The sequence below is a fragment of the Halobacteroides halobius DSM 5150 genome (genome assembly GCF_000328625.1).
Lineage (GTDB): Bacteria > Bacillota > Halanaerobiia > Halobacteroidales > Halobacteroidaceae > Halobacteroides > Halobacteroides halobius.
The window spans coordinates 1,658,091-1,684,446 of sequence record NC_019978.1 but is presented as its reverse complement, the minus strand read 5'-3'; the positions used below and the strand labels follow the sequence as shown (position 1 = coordinate 1,684,446).

Below are 26,356 nucleotides of genomic sequence, written 5' to 3'. Positions count from 1 at the left end.
AAAGGTATTTTAGTTATAATTGTAGAAATAACCATACTAGTAAAGGGAAAATATAAATTTACTTTCAATAATTCTTTTTTACTAGGTGGTGAAATAATAAAGTGACAGAAAAAATAGCACAACAACTTAATAAAATAATAAATAATAAACAGATTAGGTCGGTATTTCAACCAATTATTAGTTTAAAAACTGGTGATATATTAGGATATGAAATTTTAAGTCGAGGGCCCCAAGGAAGTATTTTAGAGAGTCCTTACCATTTGTTTAAAGCTGCTAAAGAGTTTAATCAATTATCAGATTTAGGAAGAATATGTAGAGAACAGGCTCTATTAAGTGCACAGAAATTAGATGATGATTATACAATTTTTATTAATGTAGATCCAGGCGTTATTTGTGAGCAAGGAGCTGAAATTGAAAATACAGAAGAAATTATTAATCAGTTTTCTATTTCACAAAAAGAGGTAGTAATGGAATTAACAGAAGAGACTTCTATAGATGATTTACAAGGCTTTAAATTAGCTCTAGATAATTATCAAGAACAAGGTTATAAAGTCGCTATTGATGATACAGGAGCAGGGTATTCTGGATTGCAATCAATTGTTTCTATTCCTTATAATTATATTAAGCTAGACCGTTCTTTAGTTAGTAATATAGATCGAGATCCAGTTAAAAAAGCCTTATTGAAATCTTTTGTTAAATTTGCTGATGAAATAAATTCACAGGTAATAGCAGAAGGAATAGAAAGAGAAGAAGAACTAGATACTTTAATAGAAATGGGGGTTGATTATGGTCAAGGTTACTTAATAGCTAGACCAAATCCAGATGTAACGGATAAATTGGAGATTAGCAATAAAATTACTACTAAAAATAAAGATATATATAATTCTCTAGGAGTGGGGGATACTATTAATTCTTTAGCTACAACAGAAAATGTAGCAACAGTTAAACCTACTACTAAAAATCACGTTATAGTAGATATTTTTGAGACTAATCCAGGATTAAATAGTATAGTAGTTATAGAAGATAAAAAACCAGTTGGATTAATTAGGAGGGATAATTTTTATTTTCAATCAGGTGAAAAGTATGATCATACGATCCTAGAGAGTAAAATTGTTAAAAGTATTATGAATACAGATCTTTTAGTGGTCAATCTTAATACTTCAACGGTTGAAGTTGCTCAATTAATTACGGAGAAGGGATCAAATAGGTTGTATCAATCTATAATTGTAACTAAAGATGATCAATATCTAGGGGTCGTTGCAACAAAAGAAATACTAAAGGAATTAACAACTAAACATTTAGAACAAGCTAAGAATTTAAACCCATTAACTAAGCTACCAGGTAACCGAATTATTAAACAAGAAATTTCAAGTAGAATAGAAGCAGGAAGAGAATTTGCTGTTTTATATGCCGATTTAGATAATTTTAAGATTTATAATGATTGTTACGGATACCAAAGTGGAGACCAGATAATAAAATATACTTCTAAAATATTATTTAATGTAGTATCTAAACTAGGCTATAAAGATGATTTTGTTGGTCATATAGGTGGAGATGATTTTGTGGTTATTACTACTCCAGATCAAGCTAAAGAGATTAGTCAAGAGATTATTAATAGATTTGAAGAAAATATTGACCAGTTTTTCAATGCTAAAGATAAGAAGCGAGGCTGTTTTGTAGGAAAAGATAGGCAAGGGAAAAGAAAGGAAGTACCATTAACTAGTCTATCTATAGCTATTGTAACTAATAAAGAGAGAGAAATTTCTAGTCCTTTACAGGTTAGTGATATAGCAGCTGAAGTTAAAAAATGTGTTAAAGCTAAACCAGGTAGTAATTATATGAAGGATAGGAGAACTGATTAGATATTTTTTAAAAATAAAGCAGGAATTAAGAGATGAGTGTCTAAATATAATAGTAGCATATAAGTATATAACCCTATATAAAGTGCAAACGATTTCACAGGAGGGGTTACTTTGTTTAATGCCAAAAGTAGATTTTTCATTTCAACTGTATTGCTTATGTTTATAGTTTTAGGTTCAGGTTTACAAGTAGATGCAATGTCTTCAGGGCCAATTAAAGAGAAAAAGGTTCAGAAGCAAGAAGTCAAGTCTAAAGCAGTTCCGAAAGGTTCTGTTAGAATTCATTATAAGCGTTTTGATGATAACTATGATGGTTGGGGACTTCATGTGTGGGGTAAAGGATATGCTGGTCCTAAAGTCAGCTGGGGGAAACCTTTAAAAATCACAGGTTTTAATGAGTATGGAGCTTACTGGGATATTCCTTATAGTGGCAAGGGTAAGTTGAATTTTATTATCCATAAGGGTAATAAGAAGGATCCAAATGGAGATCGTACTTATCCTAATCCAAATAAAAATAAGGAAATTTGGACAGTTTCAGGTGATATTAAAGAGTATTTAAGTAAGGAAAAAGCTAAAGCAAGAGCAACTAATAAGATTGAACAGGCAATGATTAAAGGTCAACAAACTATTGAGGTTAGTTTTAAAATGCCTGTTGATAAGATCGAGGTTAAAAATAATGGTAAATTAGTTGATATTGCTAAAATTGATAGATCAAAAGCACCTAAATATGTAATTAGGACTAAAAATAAGTTAGATTATAACAAAGATTATAAGGTAAAATCTGGTGATATAAGTAGTAAAACTACTTTAAGTGCACAGGTGATTGATAAAGCATATGCTTATGATGGTAAGTTAGGTGCTTTGTACAGTCCGCAAGAAACAACATTCAAGTTATGGGCACCACTTGCTTCTCAAGTTAAATTAAAGTTATTTAAAGATGGTGCTGACCAAAAGCCGTATAAGATAGTAAAAGCAAATAAAAATAATAAAGGTGTTTGGTCTGTAACTATTGCTGGTGATTTAAAAGAGGAATTTTACCAGTATGATGTAACTAATAATGGTAAGACAAAAACAATTCTGGATCCGTATGCTAAATCAATGGCAGGATTTAATAGTAACACTGATAAGATTGGAAAAGCAGCAGTTGTTGATTTAGAAGAAACTGATCCTAAAGGTTGGGAAGAAAGAGAGTATGTCAATATTGAAGATCCAGAAGATGTAGTAATTTATGAGGTTTCAGTACGTGATTTTACTAGTGATCCTGAGTCTGGTGTAGCAAAGGAAAAACGAGGAACTTATACTGGTTTCATCGAAAAGATTCCATATCTTAAAAAATTAGGAGTAACGCATGTCCAGTTATTACCAGTGCTTAACTTCTATTATGGAAATGAGTTTAATAAGTCATTTGAGAAAAAAGGTAGTAAGGGAGAAGCTAATTATAACTGGGGTTATGATCCACATAATTACTTTACTCCAGAAGGGTGGTACTCTCAAGATCCATCTAAGCCACATTTAAGAGTAAAAGAACTTAAGAAGTTAGTGCAAGCCTTACATGATGCTGGTATTGGGGTTATGTTGGATGTAGTATATAATCATACTGCTAATACTGATATCTTTGCACCAATTGTTCCAAATTATTATTATCGTCATAAAGCTGATGGAACATTAAGTAATGCATCATTCTGTGGTAATGAGACTGCCTCTGAGAGAGCTATGATGAGAAAATTGATTATTGATTCAACAACTTATTGGGTGGAAGAGTATAATATTGATGGGTTCCGTTTTGACTTAATGGGAATTCATGATGAAAAGACAATGAGGTTAGTAGATCGAGCTATTAAAAAGATTAATCCTAATGCTGTGATTCATGGTGAAGGTTGGAATATGCCAACTACTTTATCGGAAGAGAGAGAATATATTAAAGGATCGGGCAAAGAGCATAGCCTATTAGAGATTAAATTTGGAACAGGTATGTTTAATGATAGCTACCGAGATGCAATTAAACATCAGTCTTATGCTTCTCCTTTAAATGAAGGTGGTTTTATTCAAGGAGTAGCTGGTAAAGAGGCTCTTGTGCGTGCAGGTGTAATCGCTGGGATGGATAAATTTAATTCAGAGATACCTGTTAATGAAGAAGAATATAATCGATTTGCTGATGACCCAGCAGAGGTGACAAGTTATGTAACATGTCATGATGGCTATACTCTATGGGATAAAGTTGTAGGTTCTACTCCAAATGCAACTTTAGAAGAAAGAAAACGAATTGATAAATTAGCTGCAGCTATGATTTTTACTGCTCAAGGTAGATCATTCTTACATGCTGGAGCTGAGATGTTAAGAAGTAAGCCAAATACTGATCGAAAACATGGGGTAGATCATAATAGTTATGATTCTGGCGATTCAGTTAACATGATTGATTGGTCACGAACAGAAAAGTATGCAGATGTTGTTGATTATTACCAAGGATTAATTAAGTTAAGAATGAAGCATGATGCATTTAGAATGGAGACAATGAAAGAGATTAATAAAGGAATTACATTTCTTAATTCGACTAAGAATAATGTTGTAGCTTATAAGTTAGCAGAACAAAATGGAACAGATAAGTGGGATGAGATTATTGTAATTTATAACAGTAATCGTACTGCTAAAACAATAAGTCTGTCTGATGTTGACTCTAGCTGGAAGGTAGTAGTTGATGGTAATCAGGCAGGAGTTAAAGAATTGACAGATACAGCAGTTGAAGTTAAAGATGGTAAAGTTAAGGTTCCAGCTATAGCAGCTGTTGTACTGCATAATTAAGTTTTATTTAAAAGGCTCTGGATATCCAGAGCCTTTTTTGTATATAGTATAATCAATTAACTCATCATATTATATATAATTAATAGTAAGAATAATAGTAAGACCATAAAGTTTCAATAGGGAGGAATATAATTGGAACAAGGACATGAATCTAATCAAGATGTGGAGGTTCCTAAAGGTTATCTAAGGTTACATTATCTTCGTCCAGCTGATCATAAGTACTATAATTGGGGATTATATTTATGGGGAGGGGGATATGATAAACAAATGAATTGGGGAGCTCCTTTATCTATCGACGGAATTGATAGCTATGGAGCTTATTGGGATATTCCTTATCAAGAGAAAGGTGCAATAAAGTTTATAATTCATAATGACCGGTTTAGAGTATCAGATATTAGTGGAGAATATCTAGAATCAATGTCTGGAAAAGAAATATGGGTAGTTTCTGGAAGAAAAGAAATTTATTTTACTTTAGAAGAGGCTATTGAGAGTACAAACTTGAAAATGATTCCTCCAATTCCTACTAATTATATAAGACTGCATTATTATAGGCCCAATAATGATTATCAAGGATGTCAGCTTAAATATTGGAGAGAAGATAAAGAAGATGATTTAATTAGAGAAGAAGGTAAAATGATACCTATTGGAGAAGGCATATGCGGTGTTTATTGGGATATTCCTTATCGACCTTGTGATGATAAATTAAGGTTTGTGATTTGTGAAGCGGAGAATAAAATGATTGAACAAGAACATGAATATGATGATTTAAATAAGCAACAAGAAATTTGGATGATGGCAGGAGACCAAAATGAATATTACAGTGGTTTGGAAGTTTTAGAGCGTAGTAAAAATAAGATTGAAGAAGCAATGATTATAGGAAAGAATGAAATAGAAGTTTATTTTAAGGATCCTGTTGACCACCCCATAATGATTAAGGAAAACTTTAAAACTCTTCCTTTAGCTAAGTTAGATGATTCGCAAAAACCAACTTATCGATTAACTACTCAACAAGAATTAGATTACAATAAAATTTATACAATACAAGCGGGCCAATTAGAAACACAGGCAATTTTAAGTCCTGAAATTATTGAGTCAAATTTAGTTTATAATGATCAACTAGGAGTATTTTATAAGCCAGAAATTACTGAGTTTAGATTATGGGCGCCTTCAGCAAATAGAGTTGAACTTGAATTGTTTGAGGATGGTTTTGCTGATTACCCTACTAGATCAATTCCACTGGCTAAAGTAGAGAATGGAGTTTGGGAAACGCAAGTAAAAGAAGATCTAGTGGGCCAATTTTATAATTATAAGGTTACAAATGGTAATCAAACCAAGAGAATACTTGATCCTTATGCTAAATCAATGGCGGGCTTTGATATGAGTAAAGATAGTACCGGAAAAGGAGCAATTGTTGATTTGAGTCAAACTGATCCCCAAGGATGGAGTAATGATGATTATATTAAATTAGAGCGTCAACAGGATGCAGTAATTTATGAAATATCAATTAGAGATTTTACTATTGCAGATAACTCACAGGTTGTAGCAGAAAAAAAGGGGACGTACTTAGGATTTATTGAAAAAATACCTCATCTAAAAGAACTAGGAATCACCCATGTACAGTTAATGCCTATTTTAAACTTTTATTATGGTAATGAGTATAATAGGGGCTATGAAGCTAGTGGTGATGATGTAGATGGCAATTATAATTATAATTGGGGTTATGATCCACATAATTATTTTACTCCTGAAGGCTGGTATTCATTAAACCCTGATAAACCCCATCAGAGAATTAGAGAAGTTAAAAGATTGATTAAAGAGTTACACAAGGCAGGAATAGGGGTTATTTTAGACGTAGTTTATAATCATACTGCTGAAGTTGAGATTTTTGAGAATATAGTGCCCTATTATTATTATCGCCGTCATGAAAAAATAAGTCTGACTAATGGTTCAGGGTGTGGTAATGATACAGCCTCGGAACGTAAAATGATGCGTAAATTAATGATAGATTCGACTACTTATTGGACGAAAGAGTACCATGTAGATGGTTTTCGATTTGATTTAATGGGGTTGCATGATGAAGAGACAATGACTAAGTTAGTAAATGATATAAAAGGGATTAATCCATCTGCTCTTATTTATGGAGAGGGATGGAATCTAGGGACTCTACCAACTTCTCAAAAGTATGTAAAAGCTGATGGTGAAAAGAGGAGTTTATTAGAGGTAGAAAAGGGAGCAGGCGTATTTAATGATACAATTAGGGATGCTATTAAACAGACTTATTTTGGAGCTCCTCTAAAAGAAGGAGGATTTATCCAACAAGAAGTTGATAAACAAGATTTAATTAGAGCAGGAATTATTGCTGGGATGGTCGATTATCAAACAGATTTACCAATTGCTACTGATCCATACCATCGTTTTGCTGATGACCCCCAAGAAGTTATTAATTATGTAACATGTCATGATGGTTACACACTGTGGGATAAAATTGTAGGTTCTACTCCAGCTGCTACTTATAAAGAACGAAAGAAGATGCAAAAATTAGCTACAGCTATTATTTTAACCGCTCAAGGTATACCATTTTTACATGGTGGCTCAGAAATGTTAAGAACTAAACCTAATCCAGAAGATGATGCTGCATTTGTTGCTAATAGTTATAATTCTAGCGATTATACTAATCAAATTGATTGGTCAAGGAAAGAAAAACATCAAGATATATTTGCTTATTATCAGGGATTAATTAAATTGCGCTTGTCACATGAAGCTTTTCGGTTAGATACTATGGAAGAAATTGAAGAGTGTTTAACTTTTTTGCCGGTTGCAAGTGATTATTTAGTTAGTTTTAAGTTAGAATACCCTAAAGACAAGTGGGAAAAGATTATAGTTGTTTATAATGCTAATCGAGAAGTTAAAAAGATTAATTTAGAGGAAATTAATTCTCATTGGAAAGTAGCCGTAGATGATAAGCGAGCAGGAGTTAGAGAAATTAATAGAAGCAAGGTAGAAATTAAAGGAAGTCAACTAAAAGTACCAGCTATATCTACTGTTGTAATATATAAAGAGGAGAGCTAGCAACAACAATTGAATGTGTATTGTATGATACCAGGTTGCAAATAATAAGCTTTATTAGATAGGAGCTTTAATATTACATAAAAAGATGTTATAATTAGAAAAAACTTTTTCGTATAGTTAAATAGAGGAGTGAGTAGGATGCCAATTAAAGTTCCTGATAATCTACCAGCAGTAGAGATACTAGAGAATGAGAATATATTTGTGATGAAGGAAAGTAGAGCTTATAGTCAGGATATTCGTGCCCTTAAGATTCTAATTTTAAATTTAATGCCTCTTAAAAAAATTACTGAAACACAGCTTTTACGTTTATTAGGTAATACCCCTTTACAAGTAGATGTGGTTTTATTGCAACCGGAAACACATACGTCTAAAAATACTTCTCAAGAGCATTTAAGTACTTTTTATAAAACACTTGATGATGTTAAAAATGAAAAATTTGATGGTATGATTATTACAGGTGCGCCTGTAGAGCAACTTGATTTTGAAGAAGTAAATTATTGGAGAGAATTACAAGAGATTATGGATTGGTCAAAGCATAATGTAACTTCTACAATGCATCTTTGTTGGGCCTCTCAAGCTGGTTTATATCATCATTTTGGGATTCCTAAATACAAGTTAGAAGAGAAAGTATTTGGGATATTTTCTCATAATATTAAAAATAAGAAATGTAAGTTAGTGCAGGGGTTTGATGACCAATGTTTTTGTCCTCATTCACGTTACACAGAGATTAAAAGAGAAGATATTGAAGAGATTCCTAAGCTAAAGATTTTATCGGAATCGAAAGAAGCAGGAATTTGTATGGTAGCTACTAAGGATGGGAGACAAATTTTTGTTACAGGACATCCGGAGTATGATCGAAATACCTTAAAGAGGGAATATGAACGAGATTTAAAGAAAGGATTAGATATAGCAAAACCTAAAAATTATTTTCTTAATGATGACCCCACTAAAGAGCCCGTAGTTACTTGGCGTAGTCATGCACATTTGTTATTTTCTAATTGGCTTAATTACTATGTTTATCAAGTTACTCCATATAATATTAATAAAATTAAATAATTTTTTTAGTTTGAGGGTACCTTATATATAGAGGTGCCTTTTTAATTTAAATTTAAAGGAATATTTATCCATATGTAGAATTAGTATATTTAAAGATTACTAGGAGGCTAAAGATGGCACAAGGTAAGGGATTACCAACAAGAGATGAAATCAATGACCAATTTAAATGGGATTTAACTGACGTTTATCAAAGTGAAGAAGAATGGAAAGAAGAGTTTAATCAAGTCAAGGGCAAGGTAGCAGAGATTAAGAAGTACCAAGGACAATTGGGTAATTCAGCAGAGGATTTATTACAGTTGTTAAATTTAAGTACCCAATTAAGTAGAGTTTTAGCTAGATTATTTACTTATGCGCAACGTAAAAATGACCAGGATACAACTAATAACCAATATCAAGCTTTGGTATCTAAAATACAAGGTTTAAGTAATCAAGTTTCTAGTGCTACTGCATTTATTGTTCCTGAAATTATTCAAATTCCAGTAGATAAGTTAGAAGAGTTTTTAGCTAATAATGAAGATTTGAAATTATATCAACAGTATTTAGATGATATTATACGTAGGAAGGAACATTTTTTATCTCCAGAAGAGGAACGGATTATGGCTTTAACTGGAGAATTGGCCCAGGGACCCGAAAATATATTTGGAATGATTAATAATGCTGATATGGAATTTCCAACTATCGAAAATGAAGCTGGAGAAGAAGTTAAAGTCACTCATGGTCGTTATGTTGAGTTATTAAAGAGTGATAGTCGCCAGGTGAGAAAAGATGTTTTTGAAGCTTATTATGAACAATACCAAAAACAAAAAAATACTATTGCTACTACTTTAAGTACTAATATTAAAAAAGATTTGTTTAGAATGAGAGCTAGAGATTATTCTAGTTGTTTAGAAGCAGCTTTAGATGCTAATAATATTCCGGTTGAAGTATATAATAATTTACTAAAAACAGTAAAAGGTAATTTAGACCCCATGTATGATTATGTTGATTTGAAAAGAGAAGCTTTAGGAGTTGATGAGTTACATATTTATGACTTATATACTCCTTTGGTTAAGGATGTAGAAATGAAGATTGATTATAAAGAAGCAAAAGAAATTGTTTTAGAAGCTTTACAACCATTAGGGGATAAATACTTAGAGGTTGTTAATAAAGCATTTGAGAGTAATTGGATCGATGTTTATGAAAATAAAGGCAAGAGAAGTGGGGCTTATTCTGCAGGGTGTTATGATGCCCACCCTTATATTCTATTAAATTATACTGGAGAAATGAATGATTTATTTACTTTAACTCATGAGTTAGGGCATGCTTTGCATTCTTATTACTCTAACCAAGAACAGCCTTATCTTTATTCTGATTATAGTATTTTTGTAGCAGAGGTAGCATCTACAGTTAATGAGTCATTATTAATTCAGCATTTATTAAAGAAAACAGATGATGAAACTAAGAAGAAATATCTTTTGAATCATTACTTAGAACAATTTCGAGGTACAGTATATCGACAAACTATGTTTGCTGATTATGAACAGTTGATTCACCAATTAGCTGAAGAAGGTGAAGCTTTAACTCCTAATTTATTGTCAAAGCGTTATCATAATTTAAATGAGAAGTATTATGGAGATAATTTAGTTATAGATGATAAAATTGATATTGAGTGGGCTAGAATCCCCCATTTTTATTATAATTTTTATGTTTATCAGTACGCAACAGGTTTTTCTGCTGCTGTTGCTTTATCTGAACAAATTTTAGAAGAAGAAAATAAGGCAGTAGAGAGTTATTTAGAATTTTTAAAGAGCGGTAGTTCTGACTATCCACTAGAGATACTAAAAAAAGCAGGGGTGGATATGAGTTCTCCAGAACCTATAGAAAAGGCAGTTAATATTTTTGCTGATTCAGTTGGTAAGATGAAGGAATTAATTTAAACGGGCCAAGCTTGGCCCGTTTCATCATTTTTCTTTAGATTCAGAATCATTTTTTGGGGGAGCAATTTTTTTAGTGTGGTTATTACGTTGAGGAATGATTAATGTAGCTATTAAATAAAGGATAATGGTAAGTGGATTTAGAAGGCTAAATAATATAAAGCCTAATCTAATAATAACTGGATCAATATTAAAATACTCTCCAAGGCCACTGCAGACCCCAGCAATTTTTTTATTCTTTTCTGATAAATATAATTTTTTCATCATTTCCTCTCCTTTATAGTATTATTATATGCATGCTTATATTAAAAAGACTGATTGAATTAAAAATAGAAGAAATGATTAGTCGCATAATAGATTAATTTAAAAGATAGTGTAGATGTTTTCCAAATAAAGCAACAGCCGAACAACAATTATATAGATGCTTCTTTATTCTTGATAACTTAGAAAAGTTATTATTTTGGTATCTATAGAAAGATAATATTTCTTTTTTAATATGAGCATCACTACCAAAGGTAGCAAATTTTTCTTTCTTCTTTCTTATTTCATAAGCTGTTAAATTTCTTTTTTGAGGTAGAGCATGATTATAAGTTTCTATAGCATCTATTTTATTAATGACTTGTTTGATATATGATTTGTTTTTTAGATAGTTTTTTTGTGCTAAGCCAGCCGGATGAGGAAGTGAGACAAATGCATCATATTTTTGTATTTGCTTTAGGTAATAGCTATATGATTGTTTAGTTCTAGTAATTTTATATTTATTTTTAAAGGGTTTAACATTTGTTCTATAAAATTTTTGCAGATCTGAAGCATCTTTAAAATAAATCAATAATTCAAAACCATCTTTGCAACCAACTTCAATACCAGGAATAATATTAATGTTAGGTGTAAAATACAATTCAAGGTTACCTTCAATAGCATTATGATCTGTAATGGAGATTAAATGTGGAGTATCTTGGAGAAATTTTATTAAAAAATCAGTTTTAATTAGGCCATCTGATGCAGTAGTATGAATATGAAGATCTATATATTTAGTTTTCTTAGGCAAAAATTGAGTAAAGGAATTAGGAAGTTGATTTTTTTCTAACATTTATTTACTCCTTTTAAAAAGTAGTAACCTTATTATATCAAGAAAGAAGTAATTCTACAAATTATTCAAAAAAACACCCCACCTATAAAGGCGGGGTTAAAGATTTATTTTCTTAAAATTTCTTTTGCTTCCTGATCAAGTGCTTCAGTCATATAAGGAAGACCAGTTTCTTGTGCAGTGGCTCTATTACCAGCCATTAAATCAGATTGGTCAAGAGCCTGTAGGTTAAATTTCCTCGCTCCAGCCATAAATTGTTGTAAACCAGCTTTTAATTTATCAGCTAAATTCCAGAGAGCTATAGCTCCAAATGGGATATTTTTCATTTCATCTGTACCTACTTTTTGAGCTATATCATGCCATCCAGCAAAGATACCTTCTGGAGTATCCCCGATTTCTTTAACTGTTTTAGGTAGTTTATCCCAGTGAGCATTAAGCTCTTCTTTTCGCTCTGGGTGAAAGACACCTTCAATATTAGAACCTAAGAATCCAGCTATCATTGGAGCCCGCCCCATACATACCATCTTAACGTAAGGTGAACCTAATGCTAGAGCTTTAAAGATATGATCCTCTCTAGCTAAACCACCAGCTAAAGATAAGTCCGGAACTTCTATACCTTCGTCAGCTAAAATATCAGCATATTCAATAGCTTTAGTGTGGAGTTGTAAAGAAGGGATTCCCCAATGCTCCATCATATTCCATGGACTCATGCCTGTTCCGCCCCCAGCACCATCTATAGTAACTAGATCTAAATTAGCATCAGCAGCAAAGCGTAGAGCCATTGCTAGACCTTTCATACCATAGGCACCAGTTTTTAGAGAAATCCGTTTGTAACCTAAAGATCTTAAATACTCAACTGAAGTCATAAAGTCTTCTTTTAAAGATTCAGGGTTATCTGCGGTAGTGCCACCTAATCTACTATGACGAGCAAAACTTTTAATTGCACCTGATTTAAAGGCTTTTTGATTTGCTTTAATAGTTGGATCAGGATCAACAACGTAACCTCTATTGGCTAAGAATTGAGCATACTCCAAACTTTTAACTTGGATTTCACCACCGATATCCTTAGCTCCTTGGCCCCATTTTAATTCAATTATTACATCATCGCCATAATTATCTATTACATATTCTGCTACTCCATTTCTAGTATCTTCAACATTTAATTGAACAAAGATAGCTCCTTCTGCACCAGCATATTTTTGATAAGTTTTTATTCTATAGTCTAGTTCAGGAGCTTTAACGACTTTACCATTTTCAATTTTGGCTTCTTGATCTACCCCAACAACATTTTCACCAATTACAATTGGAAAGCCAACTAAAGCAGCTCCAATGGCAAATGACTCCCAGTATTTTTCTGCAATAAAGGTAGAACCTAAAGCCCCGGTCATAATTGGTACAGAACATTTAGTTTTGATTTTATTTCCAAATTCTGTAGTGGTATCTACATTAGAAAAAATACAATCATCAGCACTATTACTAAGTTCTTCAGGAATTCCTTGGGCACCATGAGTATAACCTTGAATCCGTAAGCTATGATATCCCACCCCTTGAGGTGATATATTACTACTACCAGCAGTTATTTCTCCAAAGTCTCTAGGATATAGTACTTTACGTCCCTTTAAAGAAGATAGCCAAGTTTCACACTTTCCTTTACAATCAGCTTGACATAAAGTACATAATCCTGATTCACAAGGGTCACCACGGTTAATTGCTCCTAAAGCATCATTTCTTTTTTTCCAATTCATTAAATACTCTCCTCCTCAATTTCCCTTTATGTAATAAATTTGCATATGATGATAAAAAAACCTTTATTAGATTTACTTTTTAATAATAAATATTATTTAGGGAATAAGGTTATTGATAATATTTTTTAGTTATTGTATCTCATTTCACAGTATGCTACAATGTATCGAATGGAGGGGGATAGATAGATGTTAAAAAGATTTGCTTATTATTATAAGAATCATTGGCAGTTATTTTTAGTTGATATAATGAGTGCTTTTATTATGTCGGGATTAGATTTAGTTTTTCCACTTTTTATTAAAGAGATGGTTGATTATCATTTTCCTAATAGAAATTTTGTGCTTGTAACTAAATTAATTTTTATTCTATTGGGGTTATATTTATTAAGGTATATTTTGCAGTATATAGTTCATTATTGGGGGCATGTAGTAGGAATTAGAATCGAGACTGATATGCGCAGAGATTTATTTAAACATCTACAGAAATTATCTTTTAAATTCTATGATAATAATAAAACAGGATATTTAATGTCTAGGATTGTTAATGATTTACATAATCTTTCTGAATTGGCCCATCATGGTCCAGAAGATGTTTTAATTTCTACTGTAACTCTTGTAGGTTCATTTGTTATTTTAGCAAATATAAATTGGCAATTGGCTGTATTGACCTTCTTGATTGTACCAATTATGGTTTATTTTTCTATTAAATTAGGAAAGAAGATGCATCGTGCTTTTAAATTAATTAAAGAAGATTTAGGGCAAGTGAACTCCCAAATTGAAGATAGTTTAAGTGGAGTTAGAGTAGTAAAATCTTTTACTAATCAAGATTTTGAACAACAAAAGTTTGATCAAGAAAATGAAAATTATCGCCAATCACGTGAAACAGCTATGAAGACAATGGGCCAATTCTATTCAACTATGAATTTTTTAAGTAATATGATTATTTTAGTTACATTAGGAATTGGTGGTTATTTCATTTATCAACAACAATTAACTACTGGGGAATTGATAGCTTTTATCTTTTATATTAAGTTATTTATTAAACCAATCGAAAAGTTAATGCAATTTAATGAACAATTTCAAAAAGGGATGGCTGGTTTTCAAAGATTTACTAAGTTATTAGATATTGAATCAGATATTAAAGAATATGATGAAGCTAAAAAGTTAACTACTGTTAAAGGGAAGATAGAGTATAATGATGTCTCCTTTAGTTATGAAGAAGATAATAGAGTGTTATCAGAGGTTAATCTTCAAATTAATGCCGGTCAAACTATTGCTTTTGTTGGCCCATCTGGAGTTGGAAAATCTACTTTATGTAAGTTGTTGCCGAGATTTTATGAATTAGATAAGGGCCAAATTTTAATTGATGGTCAAAATATTAAAGACTTAACTATAGAGTCATTAAGAAAACAAATAGGGATTGTTCAACAGGATGTATTCTTATTTAATGGGACTGTAAGAGATAATATTGCATATGGTAATTTAAAAGCTAGTAAAGAAGAAATTATTGCAGCAGCTAAAAAGGCTAATGCACATCAGTTTATTATGAATTTAGAGAATGGTTACGAAACTCAAATTGGGGAGCGAGGAGTTAAGTTATCAGGAGGTCAAAAACAAAGGATCTCAATTGCTCGTTCTTTCTTAAAGAATCCACCAATTTTAATTCTGGATGAAGCAACTTCTTCTTTAGATAATGAAAGTGAGCAGATTATTCAGGAATCTATAGAAAGATTAGCTCAAGATAGAACTACTTTAGTAATAGCACACCGGTTATCTACTGTTAGAGATGCTGATAAAATTATTGTTTTAGCTGCTGATGGAATTGTTGAGTCTGGTAAACATAATGAATTATTAAATAAACCAAATGGAGTTTATAGTAATTTGTATCAAAAACAATTTGATGAAGAATTAACTGCTTAAGTAAAATAAGAAGAAAGTTGGCCCTGGAATTAATCCAGGGTATTTCTTTTATACTAAGTTAATTATTATAAAATTCTACTTATAGCAAGCAATGGGTTATTTATTTATAAATTCTTTTATTTTTTATTAAAATAACCCAATTGATTAGTTAGTGATGTTAAAAAAACAGTTTTATATCTCTAAACTTATCTAATAAATGACATTTATTAGAATAAAATATAAAGTAAATTACAATTAATTAAACAGTTAAAAGAGATGGAGGAAAAATAAATTTAATAGGAAAGTTTGGCACAAAACTTGCAAATAATAAATAGTAAGAAATTTGTGTTAAGAAATAAATAAAATTAAAATAGAGGTGAAATAATGAAAGAGCAGCGAACAATAGTTTTAGGAGTTATTGGTTCAGATGTTCATGCGGTGGGAAATAGAATTTTAGAAGAGGCATTTACAGAAGCAGGATTTAATGTGGTCAATATTGGAGTTTTAGCTTCCCAGAAAGAATTTATTGATGCTGCTATTGAAACTGATGCAGAGGCTATTTTAGTTTCTTCACTCTATGGTCATGGAGAAATGGATTGTAAAGGATTTAAAGACAAGTGTATAGAAGCTGGATTAAAAGATGCAATATTATATGTAGGAGGTAATTTAGTGGTTGGAAAACAAGATTGGAAATCTACAAAAGAAAAGTTTTTAGATATGGGCTTTGATAGAGTATATCCTCCAGGTACTCTACCTGAAGAACCAATTGCTGATTTAAAAGAAGACTTAAAAATAGAAGGTTAACTGTGAGGTGAAGTTATGAAGTCAGCTTTATTACTTGATATTGGGAGTACTTATACAAAAGGAACTGTGATAGATTTAGAAAAAATAGAATTAAAAGCCACAGCAAAGGCCTTAACAACGGTGTGGGATGACGTAAATATTGGAATTAGACATGTATTTAATAAGCTAGAAGATAGAGGGATTGATTTAGAATCTATTACTCATCGTTTAGCTTGTAGTAGTGCAGCTGGTGGACTAAAGATGGTAGCGATTGGCTTAGTACCTGATTTAACTGTTGAAGCTGCTAAACGAGCTGCTCTAGGAGCTGGGGCCAAGTTAATTAATACCTATGCGTATAAGTTAACTGTTGATGAAGTAAAAGAAATTATAGCAAACAACCCCGATGTAATATTATTAGCTGGAGGAACAGACGGAGGTAATGAAGATATAATTTTACATAATGCAAAACTCCTAGCGGAATCCAAACTGAATATTCCACTAATAGTAGCTGGTAATAAGGTAGTACAAGGTGATGTAAAAAAGATTTTAAAAGAACAAAAAAAGGAAGTTTATATTACTGAAAATGTAATGCCTAAGTTAGAAAAATTAAATATAGTACCAGCTAGAGAGAATATCAGACAGGTTTTTTTAGATAGAATTATTTATGCTAAAGGATTATCTAAAGCAAAAGAGTATATAGACCAAGTTATTATGCCTACCCCATCAGCTGTAATTAAAGCAGCAGAGTTGATTGCAGAAGGAACAGCTAAAGAGGATGGATTAGGAGAGTTAATGGTTGTTGATATTGGTGGAGCTACTACTGATATTCATTCAGTAGCTAGTGGAGAACCTACCAAAGCAGGAGTTAATCTTAGGGGCTTAGAAGAACCCTATGTAAAAAGAACAGTTGAAGGAGATTTAGGAATGAGATATAGTGCTTCTTCATTATTAGAGGTAATTGGGTTAGAAGAATTATTAGCCTATCTCCCTGATACAATAAATAAAGACGAGATTAAAAATTATATCAAGTTGATTAGTCAAGATATTGAATATATTCCTGGTACTGAGTTAGAGAAAAAATTGGATTTTACAATTGCTAAAGGAGCAACTAAATTAGCTGTACAACGTCACGTAGGACGAATTGAAAGGGTCTATAGTCCTTTGGGAGAGAATTATATACAGTATGGTAAGGACTTAACTAACTTGGATTTAATCATTGGTACAGGGGGAGTTTTAGTTTATAATAAACAACCAGATAAAATTCTAAAAGAAGGTTTATTTGATGAGTCAAGATCTGAGATTTTGGCTCCTATAAAGCCTAGGTTAATGTTAGATCAAGATTATATTTTAGCTGCGGTAGGGTTATTATCTGAAATTTCACCAACTAAAGCTCTTAAATTAGCTAAAAAACATCTTAAGAAACTGGGAGGGGAAATATAGTGGAATTAAAGAATAAAAAGTGGGATTTAGATAAATTTATGGAATTTCGGAAGGAAGTTTTACAGCAATGGCCAACGGGAAAAGAGGTAGATTTACAAGAAGCTATTGCTTACCAAAAGAAGCTAGGGGAAGAAAAGATTATGGCAGAGAAGCTACAAGAGGCTAAAGAGAATGAGGAAACTTTAATTCAGCCTAGAGCTGGAGTAGCTTTAATTGAGGAACATATTGAATTGTTAAAGTTTTTGCGGGATAAGGGAAAGACTGATTTATTGCCAACCACTATCGATAGTTACACGCGACAGAATAATTATAAAGAAGCAGAAGCTGGGATTAAAGAAAGTAGTGATGAAGGAAGGTCAATGTTAAATGGTTTTCCAGCAGTTAATCATGGTGTTATAAATTGTAGAAAGGTTGTAGAAGCTTTAGATGCTCCACTGCAGGTTAGACACGGAACACCTGATGCTAGATTATTAGCTGAGATTACCTTAGCAGGTGGATTTACTGATTATGAAGGAGGGGGTATCTCTTATAATATTCCGTATGCTAAAGATGTATCAATTGAGCAGACTTTATATGATTGGCAATATGTTGATAGGTTAGTTGGTTATTATCAAGAACAAGGGGTTAGAATTAATCGGGAGCCTTTTGGCCCTTTAACTGGTACTTTAGTTCCTCCTTCTATATCTCATAGTATAGCAATTATTGAAGGTTTATTAGCTGCTGAGCAAGGTGTTAAAAATCTTACTTTAGGTTATGGACAGTGTGGTAATTTAGTGCAAGATGTTGCGGCTATTAAATCATTAGAAGAGTTAGCCCAAGAGTACTTAAAGGATTATGATAATATAATGTTAACGACTGTATTTCATCAATGGATGGGCGGCTTTCCACAAGATGAAGCGCAATCTTTTGGTGTTATCTCCTGGGGAGCAGCTACTGCTGCTTTAAGTAAGGCAACCAAGGTTATTGTTAAGACTCCTCATGAAGCATTAGGAATTCCTACTAAAGAAGCAAATGCTGAAGGTTTAAGAGCTACTAAACAATTAATTAATATGTTAAAAAATCAAGAGTTAGTATCTAATACTAAATTAGCTAAAGAAAAGGAGATGATTAAAAAAGAAACAAAACAGATTCTTGAGCGTGTATTTGAATTAGGGGCTGGAGATTTGGCCCAAGGAACAGTAAAAGCATTTCAAGCTGGAGTTTTAGATATCCCATTTGCTCCAAGTAAATATAATGCTGGTAATTTATTACCGGCTAGAGATGATAATGGGGCAGTGCGCTATTTAAATCATGGTAATTTACCTTTTTCAGATGAAGTAGTTGAGTTTAATAAACAAAAGCTAGAGGCTAGAGGTGAAGAAGAAGCAAGAGAGCCCAGTTTTCAGATGGTAATAGATGATATTTATGCTATTGGAAAAGGTATGTTAGTCGGGAGACCAAGAAATTGAACTCAAAAATAGGTGGTGAGAATAATGAAGATAAAAGAAATAGTTACTTCAACAGGGTTAACAGGTTTTTATTTTGATGATCAAAAAGCTATTAAAGCAGATGCTAAACATGATGGTTTTTCATATTTAGGAGATCCAGTAACTAAAGGGTTTGACTCAATTAGGCAAGCTGGTGAATCAATTACTATTATGGTTATTTTAGAAGATGGGCAAGTAGCTTATGGTGATTGTACAGCAGTTCAATATTCTGGGGCAGGAGGTAGAGATCCTTTATTTTTAGCCCAAGATTTTATTTCTGTAATAGAAGAAAAGATTGCCCCTAAGTTAGTAGGTAGAGAGTTAACTAGTTTTAAAGAATTAGCTGAAGAATTTGATGATTTTAAGATTAAGGGCGAAAAGCTTCATACTGCTATTCGGTATGGACTTACTCAAGCTTTATTAGATGCTGTAGCTAAAGCTGAGAAAAAAACTATGGCAGAGATAGTAGCTAAAGAATATGGATTAGATTTAATTACTAAAACTGTTCCTATTTTTACTCAATCCGGTGATGAAAGATATTCAAATGTAGATAAAATGATTATTAAACAAGCTGATGTTATGCCACATGGTTTAATAAATAATGTAAAAGAAAAATTAGGTGCAGATGGGAATAAATTATTAGATTATGTTAAATGGTTAAAGAATAGAGTTCAGAAACTTAAAAATTATCAGGACTATCAACCTATTTTCCATTTAGATGTTTATGGGACTATAGGTTTAGCTTTTGATAATGATTCAGAAAAAATGGCTGATTATTTAGAAAAATTAGCTAAAGTAGCTAGTCCTTATACCTTAAGAATTGAAGGGCCAATGGATTCTGGAAGTAGAGAAAAACAGATTAAGGATATGAAAGCTCTAAGAGATGAGATGATAAACAGAAATATAGATGTAGAATTGGTAGCAGATGAATGGTGCAATACATTAGAGGATATAAAAGCATTTGTAGATCAAAAAGCAGCAGATGTTGTACAGATAAAAACTCCAGATTTAGGTGGTATAAATAATACTATTGAAGCAGTACTTTATTGTAAAAAAAATGGGGTTGGAGCTTACCAAGGAGGAACTTGTAATGAAACAGATCGTTCTGCTCAGGTTTGTGTAAACCTTGCTTTAGCTACTAGACCTGATCAAATGCTAGCTAAACCAGGTATGGGAGTAGATGAAGGATTAATGATAGTTAAGAATGAAATGAATAGAGTATTGAATTTAATTAAAGCTAAACGAAGATAATTTGGAGGAGGGATACAAATGAGAGAATTGAGGATATTATCTCCCACAGCAATTTTAGGTTATGGATTTCCAGAAGATTCATTTAAGAAAGGGTTAGAAAAAGAACCAGATCTGATTGCAGTAGATGCAGGTTCTACTGATCCAGGACCATATTATTTAGGAGCCGGAGTTTCTTTTACTGATAAAACAGCAGTTAAGAGGGATCTAAAATTAATGATTAAGGCAGGTCAACAACAAGGTATTCCAGTAATTATAGGAACTGCTGGGGGGGCTGGTGGAACCCCCCATTTAAAATGGTGTACTAAGATAGTGCGAGAAATTGCTCAAGAAGAAGATTTAAAATTTAATTTAGCTACTATTGAGGCCGAACAGGATCGTCAATTTATAATGGATAAGTTTAAGGCAGGAGGAATTTCTGCGTTGGCCCCCGCCTCAGAGATAACAAAAGAAGAATTAGAAGAGAGTACTAGGATTGTAGGGCAGATGGGGGTTGAGCCGATTATTAAAGCTCTAGATCAAGAGGCAGAAGTGATTCTAGCAGGTAGGGCTTATGATCCAACTGTGTTTGCTAGTTTGTGTATTAAGGAAGGATTTCCAGCTGGGTTGGCCCTGCATATGGGTAAAATTATGGAGTGTGCTTCGATTGCAGCTAATCCTGGTAGTGGAAGTGATTGTATGTTTGGTATTTTAAGAGAGGATCATTTTATTTTAGAACCATTAAATCCTGAGCGTAAATGTACTACCACGTCTGTAGCAGCCCATACTCTTTATGAAAAAGCAAATCCACGTAAATTACATGGACCAGGGGGAATTATTGATTTAACTGAAACAGAATTTGAAGAGTATGATGAGCGAAGTGTTAAGGTTAGTGGTAGTAAATTTATTGAAGGAGATAAGTATACTATTAAATTAGAAGGAGCTAAAAAAATAGGATATAGAACGATATCAATTGCAGGAACTAGAGATCCAATTATGATTAAGGAATTAGATCATACAATTGAGGTTGTTAAAGATACAGTCAAAGATAATTTTACTGATTTATCTGAAGCTGATTATGATTTGATTTTTAGGGTATATGGTAAAGATGGGGTCATGGGCCAATTAGAACCTAATTCTGAGATTAAATCCCACGAAGTAGCGATCATTATTGAAGTTATAGCTAAGACACAGGATTTAGCTAATACAATTTGTAGTTTTGCTAGATCGACGATGTTACATTATGGATATCCTGGAAGAGTAGCTACAGCTGGGAATTTAGCTTTTCCTTATTCTCCTTCTGATTTAAAAGCAGGAGAAGTGTATGAGTTTAATCTTCATCATTTAATTGAAGTAGATGATCCTTGTGAGTTATTTCCGATTAAGATAAAAGAGGTATGATTAAATTGAAGTTATATTGATATTAAGAGCAATTGACAATGGACAATGAACAATTTACAATTAAACTTCAAAATCGTATAAACCCTTGATTTAGAAAGGTTTTAAGGGGTTCTAATTGTCAATTGTCAATTGTTAATTGTAAATTAAAAGTGAAGCTTTATATCAATTGATTTTTACTTTATTTAAAGGGGGGGAGCATAAATGACAGAGAAGAGAAATATTAAAGAATTAGTAGATGTAATTAGGAGTAAAAATGCTGGTCCGTATGAATTAACTTTTGATTTGATTTTTAAGGATTTTAAGACTTATGAAGCGGTAAAATCTTCTGGTGTGATTAATAAATCATTAATAGCTAAATTATATGATATTGATGAAAATAAAGTAATTTCAGTAATAAATTATGATCCTGCTAAGGCCATTAAAGCAACTATTGAGCGCCCTTGTTCAGCAGGAGCTATTGGAGAAACAGATGTTTATGGAGCTCAACAACATGCTCCATTATTAAGTTTAAAAATATTGATGTAGTTGGTTGCGATTTATCGCAACCTTTTTTATTGAGGTTTAAGGAAAGGTAGGTGGTAAAAAGAGGAATTATGATTTATTTATTGAAATTAAGTAGTAAGAGAATTAAATAGATAGGTGATAGTGATGAAAGAAAAAAAGTTAGTAATTATAACTATGAGTGATGCAACTAATAAATTATTCAGACAACAATTATCTCAAATATTAAAAGGACAAATTAATATAAAAGGCTATTCTATTACAAGTCTAACGCCTGATAATATTATTGAGGCAGATTTAATTTTAACAACTAAGTCTCTTTTAAACCAAATAGATAACTATATAGCTGATACAAGTAATATCATCTTTGCTAGGAGAGCTTTGGAAGTGGCCACATTAGAAAAACTGATTAAGCTACCCCATAATAAAAAGACCTTACTAGTTAATAATACCAAGTTAGCTACATTAGAAACAAAATCTTTGTTAAAGGAAGTTGGAATTGATCATATTGAGTTAATTCCTTTTTATCCAGGCAAAGATAGAAAAAGTATTAAAGATATTGATTTAGCTATTAATTTAGGTGAAGTGAAGTATATTCCTAGCACAATTAATAAAGTGATTAATATAGGTAGTAGAATACTTGATCTAACAACAATTGTAGAAATATTAATTAGATTAGATTTATTAGGGGCCAAAGCAAATTTATTAACCTCTAAACAGATACGTCAATTAGTTAATTTAAGTAAAAGATTAAATAGAAATATGAAAAATTTAGAAGAGATTAATAAAAAATTAGACACAATTATCAATCATGTTCATGATGGAATAATTTATATCAATCAAAACCAAGAAATAAAAGTATTTAACCAGATGGCTGAAGAAATTTTTGGAATGAAGGCTAGTGAGGTAATAGGTAGTAAAATTGAAGAAACGATTTCAAATAGTAATTTAACACAAGTTTTAGATAATGATGTTAAGCAATTAAATGCTCTTCAAAATGTAGGAGATAAAAAGATAGTTACTAATAGAGTACCAGTCAAGAAAGATAATAAAATAATAGGAGCATTAGCTACTTTTAAAGATATAACTGAGATAAAAAAATTGGAGCAAGATTTAAGAAGAAAATTAAAGAATAAAGGTCATATAGCAAAGTATTCATTTGATGACATAATTGGGCAAAGTAAAGAAATAAAAGAGACAATTAAGCAAGCTAAGCAGTTAGCTACAAGTAAGTCAACTATATTAATTCAAGCAGAGAGTGGAACAGGAAAAGAGCTTTTTGCACAAGCAATACACAGTTATTCTAAACGAAGTAAAGCTCCATTTGTAGCAGTTAATTGTGCTGCGTTACCAGAAGGGCTATTAGAAAGTGAATTATTTGGCTATGCTAAGGGAGCATTTACAGGTGCTAAAAAAGATGGGAAACCTGGAGTCTTTGAGCAGGCCCATACAGGGACTATATTTTTAGATGAAATTGGCGATATACCATCTAGTATACAAGTTCAACTATTGCGGGTATTACAAGAAAAAGAAGTTATGAGAATTGGCGGTACTAAGATTATTCCAGTAGATATTAGAATAATAGCGGCTACTAATAAAAACTTAAAACAATTAGTTAGTGAAAATAAGTTAAGGGAGGATCTTTATTATAGATTAAATGTTTTATCTCTAGAAATACCTCCATTAAGAAAGAGAAGAAAAGATATTCCTTTGTTAATTGAATTTTTTCTAAATAAATTTAGTAAAACAGGTTTAAAGATTTCAAGAGAGGTTATGAGTAGGTTATACAATTATAATTGGCAGGGGAATGTGAGAGAATTAGAAAATTGTATAGAATTTATTACTCAAACTTGTCAACAAGCAGTCCAAATAAAAGATTTGCCTTCTTATCTTAGGGTTGAGAAGAATAAAGCAGAGACAGAAATAAGAGAGATAAAATCAAAGTTAGAAAGTTTAGGGGATATAGAAGAATATATTTTTATTTTGAATGAACTTTATTTAGCAAAACAATTAGGGGAGCATATAGGGCGGCGTGAAATAGCTAAGAATGCTAAGATCAGTAACTTATATCTTTCAGCTCAAATGGTAAGAACTAGATTTAATAAATTAGAAGAATTAGATTTAGTTAAGATTGGTACTGGAAGACAAGGTACAAGGATTACCCCAAGAGGGGTTAGAATTTTAAATCAATTAAATAAATTAATGGGTTAATAGGTTCAAATCAAGAAGTATATATATATATTTTAACCTGTTATAGACTTAAAATGATTTATTAAACAGGAAATTAAGTCAATATTCAAGATAAAAATTACTTTTTTAGTGATAAATGTTTTTGGTATAAAAATTGCATATAATAATTAACAAAGGTTAATTGTCTGAAAATTAAGATAAATAAAAAGAGGTGATTTAAAAGGAGATTAACCAAGTGTTAACTTCATGTTAGTTATTCTTGACAAGAATAGCTTGGCCCCTTATAATTTATAATATGCTAACATCAGATTGAAAGAAATATTTATTATGTCTTTTTTTGAAAAGTAAAATTATTTTGATATAAGGAGGATGAATATTTGATGAAAAAACAAGAATGGAAAAGATGGTTTTTTATATTTGTAGGTGTAGTATCATTTAGTTTTTTACTTAGTAGTGTAGGATTTGCTAATGAAAGTACCTCTAAACATTTTGGGATATTATCATTAGTGCCTGCTGTATTATCTTTGTCATTAGCTTTTATAACTCGGCGGGTAGTCCCCTCTTTATTTTTAGGTGTAGTAGCTGGGGGGATTATTAGTGGTAATATTAATATAGTTCAGGCTTTTTTAATCCCTTCTTTAGGTTCAGCTGGTTATGCTAAAATATTATTAGTATATTTATGGTGTTTAGGAGGATTAATTGGTATTTGGACTAAAACAGGTGGTGCCCAAAAGTTTGCTAGATGGGCTGGACAAAAAATAGTAACAGGTAGAAGGTCAGCTAAATTCTTTGCTTGGTTAATGGGAGTTTTATTTCATCAAGGAGGAACTATTAGTACTATTTTAGCTGGTTCTACAGTGCGGCCAATTTGTGATGAAGAAAAAGTTTCTCACGAAGAGTTATCATATATAGTAGATTCTACAGCATCACCAATTGCAACTTTGATTCCTTTCAATGCTTGGCCCTTATATATAGCTGGATTAGTGGCAGGAACCATTCCGTTGATTCCTAATGAAGAAGTAGGACTTGAATTTTTCTTTAGAGCAATTCCTTTTAATTTTTATGCTTGGATAGCTATTACTTTTACTTTTTTATTAGCTTGGGAGAAGGCTCCTTTTGTTGGTAAAAGAATGAAAGAAGCAATGAAAAGAGTTAAAGAGACAGGTAAATTAAATCGAGACGGGGCTGAACCATTAACTGCTGAAGAGCTAACAGAAGTTCACGTTCCTGAAAATTATGAGACTAGTTTGCTTGACTTTATTATTCCAATTGGAACCTTATTAGGAGTTGGAGTTATTCCTAAATTCTTAGTTGGTGAAATGTATATTTCAGAAGCATTTTTATTAAGTGTAATTATGGCTATGATTACTGCAGGAGTTAAAGGAATGAATTTAGATGATATAATTGATGGATTTGTTGATGGAGCTAAAGGAGTAACAATAGGTGCCATTATATTAGGGCTTGCTGTTACTTTAGGAAATGTTTCGGAAAGTTTAGGTACAGCAGTTTATATTGTAGAAGCAACTAAAGCAATTATTATTCCAACTTTATTGCCGGCTATTTATATGGCGTTGTGTATGTTAATTGCTTTTGCTGTGGGGACTTCTTGGGGAACTTATGCAGTAATGTTTCCAATTGCTATGCCATTAGCTTATGCAGTTAACCCAGACCCTATGTTTGTAACTCTTTGTTTTTCTGCTGTAACAGGAGGATCAATTTATGGTGACCAGTGTTCTCCAATTTCTGATACTACAATTATGTCTTCTTTAGCGTGTGGAGCTGATTTAATGGATCACGTATATACTCAGTTGCCACAGGCTAGTGTAGCAGCTGGATTATCAATGGTCTTGTATACTATTTTTACTGCTGTCTTATGTTAGTGGTGCAAAATATTGAGCAGGATCTAATTAGATCCTGCTCTTTT

The 26,356-nt window shown here is 31.9% G+C and carries 17 protein-coding genes; 14 read left to right on the top strand and 3 right to left on the bottom strand.

Going from position 1 to position 26,356, the window contains the following annotated elements:
- The first annotated feature begins 101 nt into the window (after positions 1-101).
- The 5 genes from HALHA_RS08140 to pepF all read left to right on the top strand — a co-directional run bounded on the left by HALHA_RS08140 (position 102) and on the right by pepF (position 10,699).
- Positions 102-1,862, top strand: a complete 1,761-nt coding sequence (locus tag HALHA_RS08140; protein ID WP_015327315.1) for a GGDEF domain-containing protein — start codon at positions 102-104, stop codon at positions 1,860-1,862.
- 111 nt (positions 1,863-1,973) lie between these two features.
- On the top strand, positions 1,974-4,658 hold the full coding sequence (pulA, locus tag HALHA_RS08135) for a type I pullulanase (RefSeq protein WP_015327314.1): 2,685 nt from the start codon (positions 1,974-1,976) through the stop codon (positions 4,656-4,658).
- Between the two features lie 132 nt (positions 4,659-4,790).
- Complete coding sequence (gene pulA, locus HALHA_RS08130) at positions 4,791-7,727, top strand: type I pullulanase (protein ID WP_015327313.1); 2,937 nt, start codon at positions 4,791-4,793, stop codon at positions 7,725-7,727.
- 138 nt (positions 7,728-7,865) lie between these two features.
- Positions 7,866-8,783 (top strand): homoserine O-acetyltransferase MetA, encoded by a 918-nt coding sequence (metA, locus tag HALHA_RS08125; RefSeq protein ID WP_015327312.1) that lies wholly within the window; start codon positions 7,866-7,868, stop codon positions 8,781-8,783.
- Positions 8,784-8,896: 113 nt separating this feature from the next.
- A complete protein-coding gene (pepF, locus tag HALHA_RS08120; RefSeq protein ID WP_015327311.1) occupies positions 8,897-10,699 on the top strand; it encodes an oligoendopeptidase F in 1,803 nt (600 codons plus the stop codon).
- 24 nt (positions 10,700-10,723) lie between these two features.
- On the opposite strand, the gene HALHA_RS08115 is transcribed toward pepF, so the two are convergent.
- From HALHA_RS08115 to HALHA_RS08105, 3 genes are all read right to left on the bottom strand, one after another.
- Entirely contained in the window at positions 10,724-10,960 is a 237-nt protein-coding gene (locus tag HALHA_RS08115) for a PspC domain-containing protein (protein ID WP_041607751.1), read from the bottom strand.
- A 94-nt stretch (positions 10,961-11,054) separates the two neighbouring features.
- Positions 11,055-11,786, bottom strand: coding sequence for a PHP domain-containing protein (locus HALHA_RS08110; protein WP_015327309.1), 732 nt, complete (start codon positions 11,784-11,786; stop codon positions 11,055-11,057).
- 104 nt (positions 11,787-11,890) lie between these two features.
- Positions 11,891-13,528 carry a glutamate synthase-related protein gene (locus HALHA_RS08105; protein ID WP_015327308.1) on the bottom strand — a complete coding sequence of 546 codons (1,638 nt, stop codon included), beginning with the start codon at positions 13,526-13,528 and terminating at the stop codon, positions 11,891-11,893.
- A gap of 186 nt (positions 13,529-13,714) precedes the next feature.
- On the opposite strand from HALHA_RS08105, the gene HALHA_RS08100 reads away from it, so the two are divergent.
- The 9 genes from HALHA_RS08100 to HALHA_RS08060 all read left to right on the top strand — a co-directional run bounded on the left by HALHA_RS08100 (position 13,715) and on the right by HALHA_RS08060 (position 26,312).
- Positions 13,715-15,445, top strand: coding sequence for an ABC transporter ATP-binding protein (locus HALHA_RS08100; RefSeq protein WP_015327307.1), 1,731 nt, complete (start codon positions 13,715-13,717; stop codon positions 15,443-15,445).
- Between the two features lie 363 nt (positions 15,446-15,808).
- Entirely contained in the window at positions 15,809-16,228 is a 420-nt protein-coding gene (glmS, locus tag HALHA_RS08095; protein WP_015327306.1) for a methylaspartate mutase subunit S, read from the top strand.
- A gap of 15 nt (positions 16,229-16,243) precedes the next feature.
- On the top strand, positions 16,244-17,647 hold the full coding sequence (gene glmL, locus HALHA_RS08090; protein ID WP_015327305.1) for a methylaspartate mutase accessory protein GlmL: 1,404 nt from the start codon (positions 16,244-16,246) through the stop codon (positions 17,645-17,647).
- The gene (locus HALHA_RS08085; protein WP_015327304.1) at positions 17,647-19,095 is read left to right on the top strand and encodes a methylaspartate mutase subunit E; all 1,449 of its coding nucleotides are present in this window, start codon (positions 17,647-17,649) and stop codon (positions 19,093-19,095) included. Before glmL ends, HALHA_RS08085 begins: the two co-directional genes overlap by 1 nt.
- A 24-nt stretch (positions 19,096-19,119) precedes the next feature.
- On the top strand, positions 19,120-20,364 hold the full coding sequence (locus HALHA_RS08080) for a methylaspartate ammonia-lyase (RefSeq protein ID WP_015327303.1): 1,245 nt from the start codon (positions 19,120-19,122) through the stop codon (positions 20,362-20,364).
- Positions 20,365-20,382: 18 nt separating this feature from the next.
- The gene (locus HALHA_RS08075) at positions 20,383-21,741 is read left to right on the top strand and encodes an acyclic terpene utilization AtuA family protein (RefSeq protein WP_015327302.1); all 1,359 of its coding nucleotides are present in this window, start codon (positions 20,383-20,385) and stop codon (positions 21,739-21,741) included.
- 201 nt (positions 21,742-21,942) lie between these two features.
- A complete protein-coding gene (locus HALHA_RS08070) occupies positions 21,943-22,266 on the top strand; it encodes a DUF4387 domain-containing protein (protein WP_015327301.1) in 324 nt (107 codons plus the stop codon).
- Between the two features lie 123 nt (positions 22,267-22,389).
- The gene (locus tag HALHA_RS08065) at positions 22,390-24,453 is read left to right on the top strand and encodes a sigma-54 interaction domain-containing protein (RefSeq protein WP_015327300.1); all 2,064 of its coding nucleotides are present in this window, start codon (positions 22,390-22,392) and stop codon (positions 24,451-24,453) included.
- Between the two features lie 359 nt (positions 24,454-24,812).
- Positions 24,813-26,312 (top strand): Na+/H+ antiporter NhaC family protein, encoded by a 1,500-nt coding sequence (locus HALHA_RS08060; RefSeq protein ID WP_015327299.1) that lies wholly within the window; start codon positions 24,813-24,815, stop codon positions 26,310-26,312.
- Positions 26,313-26,356: the final 44 nt, after the last annotated feature.